The organism is Streptomyces sp. NPDC047043 (genome assembly GCF_040644055.1).
Taxonomy (GTDB): Bacteria; Actinomycetota; Actinomycetes; order Streptomycetales; family Streptomycetaceae; genus Streptomyces.
This window is the reverse complement of sequence record NZ_JBEYVO010000013.1, coordinates 101,854-116,062: the sequence shown is the minus strand read 5'-3', so window position 1 is coordinate 116,062 and position 14,209 is coordinate 101,854. Positions and strand designations below refer to the sequence as shown.

Sequence of the window (14,209 nt, the reverse complement as noted above, 5' to 3'; positions counted from 1 at the left end):
GTGGTCACGCCAACGCCGTCAGCCCGGGGCCGAAAGCGATCAGCAGCGGCAGCAGCGGCACCAGTGCCGCCGCCGTCGTGGTCAGCGCCCGGTGCCGTCGCCCGAGCCGCGGTGGCGGCTGCAGCAGACGGTCGACCCGCTCACCGAGCAGCCGATGGCTGGAGGCGCAGGACAGCACCCCCCGGTGCTGGTTCAGCTCGATCAGCGCCAGCGCGGTGGTGAGATGCCCGCACCGTCGTGACGCCGTGTCGTCCGCGGCCAGCTCCACCAGCCGGTGCGTCTGCTCGCAGAAGTGGGCGAACAGCGGCACCCGGGGAAAACCCGTGGCCAGCGCCGTCGACAGATGCAGCAGCCAGTCGTGGTGGGCCCGGGCGTGATCCTGCTCGTGCGTGAGTACGGCGTCCAGCTGCGGGTCGGTGAGCCGGTGCAGCGCACCCGTCGTGACGACCAGCTGCGGAGGGTGGCCCGGCATCCACCAGGCGTCGGGATATTCGTCCTCCAGCACCAGCAGCGGCCCGCGCGCAGCCGCCTCGAGCCCGGCGGGCAGCTCGGGCGCCCGCTCGCGCAGATGCGCCCGGGTCACCCCGCGCCGTCGCCGCACCTCGACCAGCTCGCGGGCGAGCATGGCGGTCGTCCAGGCGGCACCGCAGGCAAGCAGCAGCGTGAGGGCGGCCGCCCAGGCAGGCGCGGCGGACAGGTCGTACGCCGCGGTCACGGCCGGGGGCGCCGGCGCGAAGACATGGTCGCGGACGGTGTGGAAGACGGCGGCCGCGCCCAGCACGAGCGCCGTCAGACAGCACAGCAGGACGGTGGCGACCAGGCACTGCCACACCCACAGCGCGACCACGGGCTCCCGCTCGGGCCACGCCGAGCGCACCAGCGCACGCGGAACCGGCACGGCAGCCGTCAGCGCGACGACGCTCAGCAGGAGCAGACAGAAGGTCATGCCACGGTCTCCGGATCCTGGTCGGAGGAAGGGGCGGGGCGGGTGGGCGGTGCGGCGGCTCGGCGCGCGGGGTGCCCGCCGCCAGTATGACGGCGAAGAGCGCAGGAGTCAGGCGGCGAAGACCAGCCTCCCCCACTCTCGACTTCGCTCGAGCGGGGGGACCCTCATCGCCCCGTACGCCCGCCCACTACGCCCCGTACGGCCGCCCGCCGCATCCGGTATGTGCGTCGGCCACACCTCGTACGACATCCCGTCCGGCACCTCGCCCGCACGCCACAGCACCCGTCCCCCAACTCCCACTCACTCCACGGCTTTTGCCGCGATCCGCCCGCTCACCTCGCCCAGCCCCACCCGGACCCCGTCCGGCCCGGGCGCCCACGCCGACAGCGTCACCACGTCCCCGTCCTCCAGGAACGTCCGCTTGCCCTCCGGAAGTTCCAGCGGATCCCGCCCGTTCCAGGTCAGCTCCAGCAGCGACCCGCGCTGCGCCGCCTCGGGCCCGCTCACCGTGCCCGACCCGAACAGGTCACCGGTGCGCAGCGAGGCGCCGTTCACCGTCATGTGCGCGAGCTGCTGCGCGGCCGTCCAGTACATGGTGGAGAAGGGCGGCTCGGAGACGACATGACCATTGATCGCGACGGAGATCCGCAGGTCGTAGCCGCCGGGCTCCACCCCGGGAGCCGAGTCGTCCAGATACGGCAGCAATGCGTGCGTGCGCTTTGGCGGCGCCACGCGCGCGTCCTGAAGCGCCTCCAGCGGCGTGATCCATGCCGACACCGACGTGGCGAAGGACTTCCCCAGGAACGGTCCGAGGGGGACGTACTCCCAGGCCTGGATGTCGCGCGCCGACCAGTCGTTGAGCAGGCACAGCCCGAAGACGTGCTCCCCGAAGTCGCCGAGCGCCACCGGCTCGCCCATCGCGGTGGGCACGCCCACCACGAAGCCGACCTCGGCCTCGATGTCCAGGCGGACCGACGGCCCGAAGACGGGCGCCGCGTCCGTGGGGGCCTTGCGCTGCCCGGACGGCCGTACGACATCCGTCCCCGAGACCACCACCGTGCCCGAGCGGCCGTGGTAACCGATCGGGAGGTGCTTCCAGTTCGGCGTCAGCGAGTCGGCGGCGTCCGGGCGGAAGATCTGGCCGACGTTCCGCGCGTGGTTCTCGGAGGCGTAGAAGTCGACGTAGTCCGCGACCTCGAACGGCAGATGGAGCGTGACGGACGACAGCGGGTGGAGGAAGGCGGCGATCGCCTCCTGGTGCGCCGGCACCGTCACCCACGCCGTCAGCGCGCGCCGCACGTCCGACCAGGCGGTCCGGCCCGCGGCCAGCAGCGGGTTCAGGGAGGGCTGCGCGAGCAGGGCGGCGTACGGCGAACCGAGTGCGAGGGACGCAGCGCCCGCGTCCAGGACGTGGTCGCCGAGCCGGACACCTACGGTCCGTTGCGCTGAATCAGCGAGCGAGAAAACGCCGTACGGAAGGTTGTGCGGGCCGAAGGGGTCGCCCTCGGGGACGTCGAAGGGGGGCATGGGGTGCTGCCTCACTCTCACCATGTGTCGCGAACCAGGTGTGTGCCGCATGAGGACATGTGGCCGGGCCACACGTTACGTGTGAGTTGCCTGCCTGGGCAGTGTCTAAAGAGTTTGCAATGTCCGAATTGGCCTTGTCGGAGGCCCCAATTCCGGCTTAGCGTCCTTTGGGGGACACGGACGGGGTGGGTCCGGTCCGTAGGGGGACGCGTGGGGGGACCCGTGGCCATGAGCACGAGCATTGTGCCTTTCGAGGCCGACCGTGACGTGCCGGGCCTGATCGTCAAGTTCGGCGATTACCCGTTGCATCACGGCGGTGTCGGTGCGATCCGCAGTCTTGGCCGTCTCGGCGTGCCCATGTATGCGATCACGGAGGACCGTTACACGCCCGCCGCCTCTTCCCGCTATCTCAAGAAGGCCTTCGTCTGGCCGACCACCGGCACGGAGGACCCCGACCACCTGGTGGAGGGCCTGCTGCGCATCGGGCGCCGCATCGGCCGCCCCACCGTCCTCGTCCCGACCGACGAGGAGGCCGCCGTCCTGATCGCAGAGCACCAGGACGAACTCGCCGACCGCTTCCTCTTCCCGCGCGTCGACCCCGCCCTGCCGCGCCGTCTCGCGAGCAAACAGGGCCTGCACGAACTGTGCGTGGAACACGGCATCCCGAGCCCGACGGCCGCTTTCCCGCAGTCGTACGACGACATCGTGACCTTCGCCGAGAAGGCCCGCTTCCCGGTGGTGGCCAAGAACCGGGAGGCATTCGTACGGCGCAAACAGCCGGCGGTGAACGGCACGACGCGGATCGGCACGCGCGGGGGCCTGCTCACCCTCGCCCGCGACTGGGGCGAGCACCCCGGGGTGATCCTGCAGGAGTACCTGCCGAGGGAGGAGGCCGAGGACTGGATCGTGCACGCCTACTTCGACCAGGACTCCACCCCGCTCGCCATGTTCACCGGCGTGAAGGTGCGCTCCTGGCCGCCGCACGCCGGAATGACGGCGAACGCGTACGTCGTCGACAACCCGGAACTCGCGGACATCGCCGCGCGTTTCATCAAACAGATCGGCTTCTCCGGCATCATCGACCTCGACCTGCGCTTCGACCGGCGCGACGGACAGTACAAACTCCTCGACTTCAACCCGCGCATGGGCGCCCAGTTCCGGCTCTTCGAGAACGAGTCGGGGGTGGACGTCGTCCGCGCCATGCATCTGGATCTGACCGGACGCCCCGTTCCGGAGGGTGAACAGCGGGCCGGCCACCGGTACATCGTGGAGAACATCGACCTGCCCGCCCTGCTCGCCTACCGCCGCAGCGGCTATACGACGCCGCACGCACCGGCGCGCGCGAGCGGGACGGAGCTGGCCTGGCTCGCGGGTGACGACCCGCTGCCGTTCCTCACGATGCTCGCGCGCTTCGTGCGGCCGGGCGCGAAGCACCTGTATCAGCTGTGGCGGACCAACCGCCGCGGCAGCACCACCAGTTCGAGCAGCTAGCCAGCCAGCTCAGCTGTGAGAGCCGGACACGAAGTGACGAAGTGATTGTCCTGGGGAGGGACTTCGTGATTCAACCGGTTGCAGTCATCGGCGCCGGGCCCTTCGGCCTGTCGACCGCCGCCCATCTGCGAGCCCGCGGCATCCCGGTCCGCGTCTTCGGCGACCCCATGGTCAGCTGGCGCGACCACATGCCCGTCGGCATGCTCCTGAAGTCGACCCCGGTAGCCTCCAACCTGGACGCGCCGCAAAAGGGTCACAACCTGGTCGACTACTGCGACGCCGCCGGCATCCGGCGGCTGGTGACGGACGAGGACATCATCCCGATCGAGACCTTCATCGCCTACGGCGAGTGGTTCCAGCAGAAGCTGGTGCCCGAGCTGGAGCAGGTGCGAGTGGTGTCGGTGGACCGGCGCAAGAACGGCGGCTTTGAACTCAAGCTGGACTCCGGCGAGTTGTTCACCGCCCGGGCGGTCGTCGTGGCGACCGGCCTGTCCGGCCTCGCCCATCTGCCGGCCGAGCTGGCCTCGGCCGCGGCGGACGGGCCCACCCCCACCGGGCCCGTCTCCCACAGCTCCCAGCAGCACGACCTGACGCGCTACTCCGGCAAGGACCTGATCGTCGTCGGCGCCGGCCAGTCCGCGCTGGAGACGGCGGCGCTGGCGGCGGAGACCGGCGCGCAGGTGAGGGTGGTCTCCCGGGGCCGGGGCAGGGTCGCCTTCGGTGCGCCGCCCTGGAAGCAGCCGAAGCTGCGCCCCGAGTCGCCGTTCGGCCGCGCCTGGTCCCTGTGGGCCCTCAGCTACTACCCGCACCCCTACCGCTACCTTCCGGCCGAGGCCCGCCACTACCTGGTCCGCCGTGTCCTGGGCCCGCTCGGCGCGTGGTGGCTGCGCGACCGCTTCGAGGGCAAGGTGCAGGTCAGCGAGGTCGACCGGATCGTACGGACGGACGCGGCCGACGGCAGTCCGACGCTGACTGTCCGCACGCAGGCGGGCGGCACGCAGCAGCTGTCCGCGGACCACGTCATCGCGGCGACCGGATACCGGGTGGACATCGCGGCCATGGACTTCCTCGGCCACGAGCTGCGCACCCAACTGGTGGTCAGCCGGGGCACGCCCAAGCTGGGCGCGGGGTACGTGTCCTCGGTCCCCGGGCTGTATTTCACGGGCCTGCCGGCCGCGGCGTCGTACGGACCGGTGATGCGGTTCGTGTGCGGCACGGAGTTCGCGTCGCCGAGGCTGGCGAAACACCTGGCTGCGGCACACGGCTGAGGCCTACGCGCCCTGTGCGCGTTGCCAGTTGAGGAACCCCTCGATCAGCCCGGGCGGGTTGGCGGCCTCGGTGGCCTCGACCTCCCAGCCCGGGCAGTCCATGTCGAACACCACGACGGGCAGCGGGCGGCCGAACATCTCCTCGACACGGCCGCTCGCATGCAGATGCCGGGCGAGGTCGACACAGGCGTCGGCGAAGTGCAGATGAAGCAACTCGCGCTTGGCGTCGATCTCGTCGTCCTCACCGACCCCCACCTCCTCGCCGTCGTACCAGAGCCCGAGCCGCCTGACCTCGTCCTCGTACAGCGGGCCGCCCACCGGATCCTCGGGTACGTTCCCGAGCATCTCGAAGCCGTCGAGGAGCCAACAGGCGCAGTTCCAGCGGGCCTCGCCCGGGTCCTCCGGGTATTTCTCGCGCTCGTACTGGCTCTCCGTGTTGTAGCCGATGGCCACGTACGGCCGCCGGGCGTCGTAGTCGATCTGCCAGATGCGGAACGAGAGCGCGTATATCTCGGGCCGCAGTTCCTGCGGGAACCGCTCCAGGATGCCGACGGCGGCCTCGCGCAGATGCGCCTGGAACTTCTCCGCCCGATCCTTCACAACAACAGCCCCGTTCCGTAAGTGCAGTGAAAGCGACATCGCAAGCGTCGCAGCCGCCACTGACAAGGGACTTCGGAGGCAGCAGGCACCATGGCCAAAAGCCCCGTACTGGTACCGAAGAGCCCATGCCGGTGGCGGAAAGGCCGTTATGGGTACGGGAGTTGACGAAGTGGCGGGGGTGAACGGGGCGGTCGTCCGGTTGGCGATGAGTCGGCGCGGCGTCCTGTCCGTATTCTCTGATCATGGCCGCACCCACCGCATATGCACTCATCGCCACCGACCTGGACGGCACGCTGCTCCGAGGCGACGACACGCTCTCCGACCGGTCCCTCGCCGCGCTCGCGCGGGCGGCCGGCGCCGGCGTCCGGCACCTCGTCGTCACGGGCCGGCCGGCCCCGAGAGTGCGCCCGCTCCTGGACGAACTGGGCGGCAGGGGGCTCGCGGTGTGCGGACAGGGCGCGCAGGTGTACGACGCCGGCGCGGACCGTCTGCTCTGGTCCGTCACGCTGGACAGGGAGCTGGCCGAGACCGCCCTGGGCAAGATCGAGGCCGAGGTGGGCGAGGTGTACGCGGCGGTGGACCAGGACGGCGTGGACGGCCTCACGCTCATCGAACCGGGCTACCTGATGCCGCATCCCGCGCTGCCCGCGGTACGCGTCGAGCGGCGCGACGACCTTTGGTGCGAACCCATCAGCAAGGTGCTGCTGCGCCATCCCGACCTGACGGACGACGAGTTGGCGGCGACGGCTCGCTCGGTGGTCGGTTCGCTGGCCACCGTCACCATGTCGGGGCCGGGGACCGTCGAACTCCAGCCATGCGGCATCACGAAGGCGACGGGCCTCGCACTGGCCGCCGCATACCTGGGACTTGGCCCGGAAGGGACGATCGCCTTCGGCGACATGCCGAACGACATCCCCATGTTCGACTGGGCCGCCCACGGCGTCGCGATGGCCAACGCCCACCCCGAACTCAAGGCCGTGGCCGACGAGATCACCCTGTCGAACGAGGACGACGGCATCGCCGCCGTCCTCGAACGACTCTATTCGTGACCGCAGAGACCTAGTACGCCCCGAACACGTTGTCGATGGAGCCGTACCGCGCGGCCGCGTAGTTGCAGGCGGCGGTGATGTTCGCGACCGGGTCGAACGGGTCGAGCGACGTGCCGGGCACGTGGTAGGCCAGGAACGTCGGGTCGATGACCTGCAGCAGGCCCTTGGACGGGGTGCCCGCGGCGGCGTTGGAGTCCCAGTTGTTGATGGCGGCCGGGTTGCCGGACGACTCCCGGATGATGTTGCGGTAAATGCCGTCGTACGTACCGGGAATTCCCTTCTGCGCCATGATGTCCAGCGACTGGCGGATCCATCCGTCCAGGTTGTTCGCGTACGTCTTGGCGGAGGCCTGGGTGGCGTGCGCGACGGACGAGGACTTCTTGGCGGCCGTCGTGCTCGCCGTCTTCGTCGTCCTGACCGTCAGCTTCAGGCCCGAGTGGATCAGCCTGGGGTTGTCGCCGATGGCCTTGCGGTTGTCCTTGTAGATCTGCCGCCAGCCACCCGGAGTGTCGTATTTGTCCGCGATGCCGTAGAGCGTGTCGCCGTTGACCGTGGTGTACGTGACGGACCTGACCTGCGATGCGGCCGACGCGGCGGCGGGGGCCTGGGCCGGCGTCGCGGCGCTCGCGGCAGTCGCGCTCAGGAGCGGGATCGCGAGTGCGGCGGTGCCGGCTCCGGCGGCGACGACGCCTCGGGTGAGGGGGCTGGTTCTGGGGCGGCGGTGCTTGCCTCGGGGCATGGCGCTGTTCCTCTCCGGCGCCTACGAGGTGAGCTGTCGGGTTCGGGCGGGGAGTTGCCCGGCCGCGCCCTGACGGGCACGGCTTCACCCCTAGCCGTTCCGGGACGCATCGAGACGTCCGGACCGGCGACTTACCTGGGTCCCCCGCTCCTGCCGTGTACGAGTGGGTGCGGTGATGGAAGCTCGGACGGCGGCAGGATTCGGCGTCCGCCCGGCTGGGCCGGAAACGTATGCGAGAGCACATGCCCGAAACAAGTGCCGGATTGATGGATCGCACCCATTGACCTCGGCATGAGCCTTATGGGCCGCTTGATCCTTTGCGGCTGCCAAGGCTCAACTGGCTCATGGCGCAAGGGGGAACGCGAGCGGAGGGTGGTGGTGACGTCTGCGGTCGCGCGTGACTCAAGTCACTGACATCGCACCCGATTCACGAAGCGTGCAAAAACGGGCAATGCCCTCAACTCATAGTCAACCGGCCGTCCGTGGGATCCGCCGCTCCCATGTCCGGTGGAAGACGACCTCTCCACCGTCCGTGCAAATCACCTCATTCGAGGCGATGAAGTCCTTTCCGGTACAGCTGATCTTCGAGCGCGTACGGACCGTGGCGTCCCACGCGAGCTCCGGCCGGTGCAGGCGGACGAACCAGTCCGAGCGGGTGCGCGCCGACAGAGGGTCGGCCTCATGGATCGTGTACGTCTCCAGGGCGTCCTCGGTGAACTCCAGACCGTCCGGGTACACGCGCGTGCCGCCGTAGCGCGGGTCGACCTCCAGGCGCCACTCGCCCTTGGCGACGTCCCGCACCACGAGGCGCTCGGGGCGCGGTTCGTCCAGCGTGATCGGGGAGTTCACGCCCAGCGTCTGCGCCTGCTCCGGCTCCTCGAAGATGATCGCCTTCTCGTCCGACGCACGCGCGCGTACCGGAAGTTCCAGCGAACTGCCCTCCGGATGCAGCGTGAAGCCGGCCGCCGAGTCGGGCTGCGGCCAGATCCACGGCCAGTACGCGGAGGACACGGCAAGACGGATGCGATGGCCGGACGGGAAGACATGGCCGATGCCGTTCAGCTCGAACTCGACGTCCTCGGTGGCACCCGTCGTCCACGGCACGGCACGGTCGCGTCCCTGCCGCGCGGACAGGTTCAGCACGCCGCGCGTGACGAGGGTCGATGAACCATCCGGTGTCATGTCACATAGCCGTACGACAATCTGACCGCTCGCCACCTCGGAGGTCACCCGCAGCCGCACCCTCGGCCGCCCCAGCACCCATGTCTCCTCGCCCACCACGAAGTCGAAGCACACCGACCGCCCGTCCTCGTCGCGCTGGTCCGGCGGCAGATCGGCGTCGTTGCCGAAGGGGAAGAAACGGCCGGCGTCCACGCCTGTGTGCTGGGGTGAGCGGACCGGTGCAGCGGCAGTGGAATGTGACATAGCACTGCCCGGAAGCCCGTACGAGACCGCCGTGACATTGGGCGACGGCCACCCCGGCTCCCCGACCCACCGCCCCGGCAGCGTCCCGTACACCGTGGCCGGAGGGTGCGAGTCGCTGATGTAGGCACGCAGCAGGGGCTCGCGCATCGCCCCGGAGTCGATGCCCTTGAGCCAGTGGTCCCACCAGCGCAGGGTCTCCTGGAGGAAGCCGATCGCCGGGCCCGGCGGCAGGCCGCGGTCCGGGTACTGGTGCGACCAGGGGCCGATCAGGCCGCGTACGCGGTCGGCGGGCAGGTGCTCGACGAGGCGCAGCACCGTGTCGCGGTACGGGTCGTGCCAGCCGCCCACCGCGAGGACGGCGGCGTCGATCGCGCCGTAGTCCTCGCAGACGCTGCCGTGGCGCCAGTACTCGTCGCGCGTCTGGTGGGTCAGCCAGGTGTGCAGGAAGGGCTCGACGGCGCCCTCCAAGCGCTTGATCCACATCTCCCGCCAGACCGGGCCGACGTACAGCGGATCGGGCGGTCGCGACACGAAGGCGAGCATCGTCGCCGCCCACGCGTGCATGTCCACCGCCAGGACGGAACCTCCCATGTAGTGCACGTCGTTGTCATAGCGGTCGTCCGTGGAGCAGACGGTGACGACCGCCTTGAGCGGCTCGGGCGCGAGGGCCGCGATCTGGAGGGAGTTGAAGCCGCCCCAGGAGATGCCGAACATGCCCACCTTGCCGTCGCACCAGGGCTGCGCCGCAAGCCAGTTGACCACCTCGACGCCGTCGGCGAGCTCCGTCGCCGAGTACTCGTCCGTCGGCATGCCCTCGCTGTTGCCGTGCCCGCGGATGTCGACCCGGACGGAGGCGTAGCCGTGGCCCGCGTACCAGGGGTGGCGCTGGTGGTCGCGGGGCGCGGTCCAGTCGGAGAGGCGGTACGGCAGGTATTCGAGGAGGGCCGGCACGGGCTCGTCCGTCAGGGGGCGCCACACGCGCGCGTACAGCAATGTCCCGTCGGGGAGCGGGATCCAGAGGTCCTCGTGAGTGGTGTCGTAGGGGAAGGACGTACGAATGTGCATCAGCAGGACCCCGTTGGCTTCAGTGGACCGGGTGCATCGTGCGGCGCAGCCAGGGCGCGGCCGCCGTCACGGCCAGGCCCGCGGCCACCGCGATGGCGCCGTTGACGCCGAAGTAGGCGGGCTTGGAGACGTCGTCGTAGAGCTTCACCGTCTGGGCCTGGATGCCGTTGGCGAGGGCGAGGGACAGGAACCAGAGGGACATGGTCTGGCTGGCGAAGGCGGCCGGGGCGAGCTTCGTCGTGGCCGACATGCCGGAGGTCTCCAGGAGGACGTCACCGAGGCCGAGCAGAAGGTACGAGCCCACGATCCACCAGGCGGACATCAGGTGGTCGTCGGAGGAGTGCCCGGAAGTCGGCAGGACCATCAGCAGGAACGACAGGCCGCCCAGGACGACCCCGATGGCGATCTTGTTGGAGGCGTGCGGCTGGCGGTGCCCCATGCGCACCCAGAGTGCGGCGACCACGGGCGCGAGGGCGACCTCGAAGGCGCCCAGCGCGGAGGCGTACCAACTGGCCGGGAAGTCGAAGCCCAGGACGGCCGTCTCGGCGTTCGTCGAGGCCAGCAGCATCATCGTCGAGTACGCCTGGAACAGGATGAAGTTGAAGACCGTCGAGGCGAGGAAAAGGACGATGTACGGGCGCAGCCGGCCGCGCTCCTCGGGCGTCACGCGCGGGCTCGCGAACATCACCGCGAAGTGGACCACCGGGGCGATCACGGAGATCAGCGTCAGCAGGTCGACGAAGCGGCCCATGGTCAGCCGGCCGGCGGCGGCAAGGGCAGCGGCGACCACCGCCACGGCCACCAGACCCGCGAGAATCAGCCGGATCGCCCGGCGCATCGCGTCCGGCGCGAGGGCGAATTCCGCCGTGTGCCTGCGTCCGGCCAGGTGACGTCGGCCCGCGACGTACTGGATCAGCCCGAACGTCATGCCGATCGCGGCCGCCGAGAATCCCCAGTGCCAGCCCTTGTGGTCGCCGAGCCAGCCGGTGATCAGCGGGCCCGCGAAGGCGCCGATGTTGATCGCCATGTAGTAGAGCACGAAGCCGGCGTCCCGGCGGTCGTCGTCGGTGCGGTACAGCTTGCCGACCATGGTGGCCACGTTGGGCTTGAGCAGCCCGGTGCCGGCGCTGATCAGGCCCAGGCCCACCCAGGTCATCCCCTGCGTCGGCACCGCCATGGCGTAGTGCCCGCAGGCGATCAGGATGCCGCCCCACAGCACCGCGCGGTACGAGCCGAGGATGCGGTCGGCGAGCCAGCCGCCGGCCACGGAGACGAGGTAGACGAGGGTGCCGTAGGCCGCGGAGACGGAAGCCGCGGTTCCGGCCGACATGCCCATGCCGCCGTGGGCCGACGTGTCGGCGAAGTAGAGCACCAGGATGGCCTGCATGCCGAGGAACGAGAAGCGCTCCCAGACCTCCAGGCCGGAGAGGGCCAGCAGGCCCTTGGGCTGGCCGAAGAAGGCGTGATCGTCCTCGGGAGGCGGCCCGCTGCCGGACGCGACGTCTGTTTCTGTTCGGGACACGGGCCGCTGCTTCCCTCCGGGCCGACAGAAACGCCGGTAGACAAGTCGCTGGATATCCGTTCTTATCGGGCGATCAAAAACATACCGGTCGTGATCCGATACCGCCCGTGGTGGACGGGTGGGCGGCATCGGTGATCGAAAGGTGACCGGATACGCTGACTTGAGTGATGGCAGCGACCTATCGACAAACCGCGTAACCGCCAGTAGACACCAGCAGACAGGAGACCCCTCGTGACCGTCGTCGGGCCGTTCGGGCTGAGCGTGCGGGACCAGGCTCTGGAAGCCGATGTCCAGGCCGGATTGGCGGCCGTCGAGGAAGGTTTGCTCGAAGCCACCAAGAGCGAGGTGCCCTTCATCACGGAGGCCGCGCAGCACCTCGTGCGCGCGGGCGGCAAGCGGTTCCGTCCGCTGCTCGTGATGCTCGCCGCGCAGTTCGGCGACCCGTACGCGCCCGGAGTCGTACCGTCCGCGGTGGTGGTCGAGCTGACCCATCTGGCGACGCTGTACCACGACGACGTGATGGACGAGGCCGCCGTGCGGCGCGGGGTGGACAGCGCCAACACCCGCTGGGGCAACTCGGTCGCCGTCCTGACGGGTGACTTCCTGTTCGCCCGCGCCTCCCACATCCTGGCCGATCTCGGGCCGGAGGCGGTCCGCGTCCAGGCCGAGGCGTTCGAGCGGCTGGTCACCGGCCAGATCCTGGAGACGGCGGGGCCGCAGGACGGACGGGACCCGGTCGAGCACTATCTCGACGTGCTGAGCGGCAAGACGGGCTCGCTGGTGGCGGTGTCGTGCCGCTTCGGCGCGATGATGTCGGGCGCCGACGAGACGGTCGTGGACGTACTCACCCAGTACGGGGAGCGGCTGGGCGTCGCCTTCCAGCTTGCGGACGACGTGCTGGACATCGCCTCCGACTCGCGCGAGTCGGGCAAGACGCCGGGCACGGACCTCCGCGAGGGCATCCCCACCCTGCCGGTGCTGCGGCTGCGGGAGCGGGCGGCGCGTCTCGGGCTGGCCGAGGACGTCGCGCTGTGCGAGCTGCTGGACTCCGACCTGAGCGACGACGCGCGGCACGCCGAGGCGCTCGCCGGGCTGCGGGCGCATCCCGCGCTGGAGCAGGCGCGCCGGGACACCGTGCGCTATGCGGAGGACGCGCGGGCGGCGTTGGCGCCGCTGACGGACTGCGACGCGAAGGCCGCGCTCATGGAGATGTGCGACGCCGTGGTGCACCGGGCCGGCTGATCGCGTGTCCGCAGGGGGCAGTGCCCCCTGCATCCCCATCGGCCCGAAAGGGTCTTGTTCTGCACACGCCGGACGGGCTGGGATTGCCCGGGTCGGCGTCGAGTACTGCCCTGTATCGGGTCCTGACCTGCGCCGAGTCTGCTGTGATACACGTCACAAGGCTGGACTGAGTCCAACCTAAGATCCCTTCCGTACATATACCCAGAAGGCCGACGCAGGGGGTGTCGGCCGGTCTACGGGGAGAAAACAGAATCATGGGCAAGAACGCGACGTTCCCGAAGCGCCGTAAGAGCCTGATCGTCACCGCGGTCGCGGTGGCCGCCGCCGGCGGAGTCGCCGCCGCGGTGATTCCCGCCTTCGCAGCCGGAGGCAACCGCGCCGACCACGCGGGCCACTCCGGCATGAGTGAGCAGAGCATCGTCACCCAGAGCGGAACCGCCTCCGGCGGCACCGGGGGGACCCTCCTGGCCGCGAGTCTCCGGGGTGCCAACGAGGTGCCCGTGGCAGGCGGTCCGGCCGTCGGCGACAAGGACGGCGCCGCTCTGGAGTTCATCAAGGTCAAGGGTGACAAGGTGTCCGTCGCCGTGACCTGGCGCGGCACCGGCAAGCCGACCATGCTCCACATCCACCAGGGCGCCAAGGGCATCAACGGCGGCGTCAAGGTCGACTTCACCAAGCTGCTCGAGAAGAGCAAGCGGCACAGCGTCACCGGCACCGTCAAGGTCGAGGACAAGACACTGCTCGACGCGCTGAAGTCCGACCCCGGTTCCTTCTACGCCAACCTGCACACCGCCGAGTTCCCTGGCGGCGCCGTCCGCGGCCAGCTCCACAAGGTCACCGTCGCCGCCTTCGACTTCCGCGACGCCTTCGGCAACTTCCAGGCGTCCGTCGTCAAGGGCAAGCAGATCTACGAGTGCAAGCCGGTCGAGGGCGGCGGGTACGCCTTCGCCCAGCGCGACGTCAGCGCCGTGCTCGGCGGCGGCATCCAGCACTCCTTCGTCAAGCCCAACTCCGGTACGCCGCAGTGGGTCGCGCGCGACGGCAGCGCCGTCACCGGTGCCGTCCTCACCAAGACCCCGAACGGCGACGGCAACATTCCCGAGCTCGACCTCAAGGCCACCCAGTCCGGTAAGCACCACGGCCTGCTCGCCGACACCGCGGAGATCCTGCGGCTGAACACCGTCGGCGGAGTCGCCCCGTCCGGCTCCTGCGACCCCGGAACCATCGTCGGCGTTCCCTACCAGGCGGACTACGTGTTCCTGCAGGGCTGATCCGGTAGTTGACACGGCTTCACCAGGGCGGTGCCCTCCCCTGTGACCCCTACGGGTCGGGGGA

At 70.0% G+C, this 14,209-nt stretch carries 11 protein-coding genes and 1 riboswitch; of the genes, 5 read left to right on the top strand and 6 right to left on the bottom strand.

The annotated features are described in order from the left end of the window. Positions 1-4: 4 nt before the first annotated feature. Complete coding sequence (locus ABZ880_RS21715) at positions 5-946, bottom strand: M56 family metallopeptidase (protein WP_361265263.1); 942 nt, start codon at positions 944-946, stop codon at positions 5-7. Between the two features lie 300 nt (positions 947-1,246). Beyond that, positions 1,247-2,473, bottom strand: a complete 1,227-nt coding sequence (fahA, locus tag ABZ880_RS21710; RefSeq protein WP_361265260.1) for a fumarylacetoacetase — start codon at positions 2,471-2,473, stop codon at positions 1,247-1,249. Positions 2,474-2,701: 228 nt separating this feature from the next. On the opposite strand from fahA, the gene ABZ880_RS21705 reads away from it, so the two are divergent. Both ABZ880_RS21705 and ABZ880_RS21700 read left to right on the top strand, forming a co-directional pair. Beyond that, positions 2,702-3,964: an ATP-grasp domain-containing protein gene (locus ABZ880_RS21705; protein WP_361265256.1), complete on the top strand. Its 1,263-nt coding sequence runs from the start codon at positions 2,702-2,704 to the stop codon at positions 3,962-3,964. A gap of 65 nt (positions 3,965-4,029) precedes the next feature. After that, positions 4,030-5,232 (top strand): FAD-dependent oxidoreductase, encoded by a 1,203-nt coding sequence (locus ABZ880_RS21700; RefSeq protein WP_361265253.1) that lies wholly within the window; start codon positions 4,030-4,032, stop codon positions 5,230-5,232. 3 nt (positions 5,233-5,235) lie between these two features. Here the strand turns inward: ABZ880_RS21700 and ABZ880_RS21695 are convergent, their stop codons facing one another. Further along, entirely contained in the window at positions 5,236-5,832 is a 597-nt protein-coding gene (locus ABZ880_RS21695) for a hypothetical protein (protein ID WP_361265250.1), read from the bottom strand. Positions 5,833-6,074: 242 nt separating this feature from the next. On the opposite strand from ABZ880_RS21695, the gene ABZ880_RS21690 reads away from it, so the two are divergent. Continuing rightward, complete coding sequence (locus ABZ880_RS21690; protein WP_361265247.1) at positions 6,075-6,881, top strand: HAD family hydrolase; 807 nt, start codon at positions 6,075-6,077, stop codon at positions 6,879-6,881. Positions 6,882-6,891: 10 nt separating this feature from the next. Here the strand turns inward: ABZ880_RS21690 and ABZ880_RS21685 are convergent, their stop codons facing one another. The 3 genes from ABZ880_RS21685 to ABZ880_RS21675 form a co-directional block, all read right to left on the bottom strand. Next, positions 6,892-7,620 carry a LysM peptidoglycan-binding domain-containing protein gene (locus ABZ880_RS21685; protein WP_361265244.1) on the bottom strand — a complete coding sequence of 243 codons (729 nt, stop codon included), beginning with the start codon at positions 7,618-7,620 and terminating at the stop codon, positions 6,892-6,894. A gap of 5 nt (positions 7,621-7,625) precedes the next feature. Continuing rightward, positions 7,626-7,805: riboswitch (cyclic di-AMP (ydaO/yuaA leader) on the bottom strand. Between the two features lie 283 nt (positions 7,806-8,088). Next, positions 8,089-10,110: a CocE/NonD family hydrolase gene (locus ABZ880_RS21680; protein ID WP_361265241.1), complete on the bottom strand. Its 2,022-nt coding sequence runs from the start codon at positions 10,108-10,110 to the stop codon at positions 8,089-8,091. A gap of 19 nt (positions 10,111-10,129) precedes the next feature. Continuing rightward, positions 10,130-11,632, bottom strand: a complete 1,503-nt coding sequence (locus ABZ880_RS21675; protein ID WP_361265238.1) for a peptide MFS transporter — start codon at positions 11,630-11,632, stop codon at positions 10,130-10,132. A 231-nt stretch (positions 11,633-11,863) separates the two neighbouring features. Between ABZ880_RS21675 and ABZ880_RS21670 the strand changes: the two genes are divergently transcribed. Continuing rightward, the gene (locus ABZ880_RS21670) at positions 11,864-12,874 is read left to right on the top strand and encodes a polyprenyl synthetase family protein (protein WP_361265235.1); all 1,011 of its coding nucleotides are present in this window, start codon (positions 11,864-11,866) and stop codon (positions 12,872-12,874) included. A gap of 254 nt (positions 12,875-13,128) precedes the next feature. Next, a complete protein-coding gene (locus tag ABZ880_RS21665) occupies positions 13,129-14,145 on the top strand; it encodes a CHRD domain-containing protein (protein ID WP_361265231.1) in 1,017 nt (338 codons plus the stop codon). Positions 14,146-14,209 lie beyond the last annotated feature (64 nt).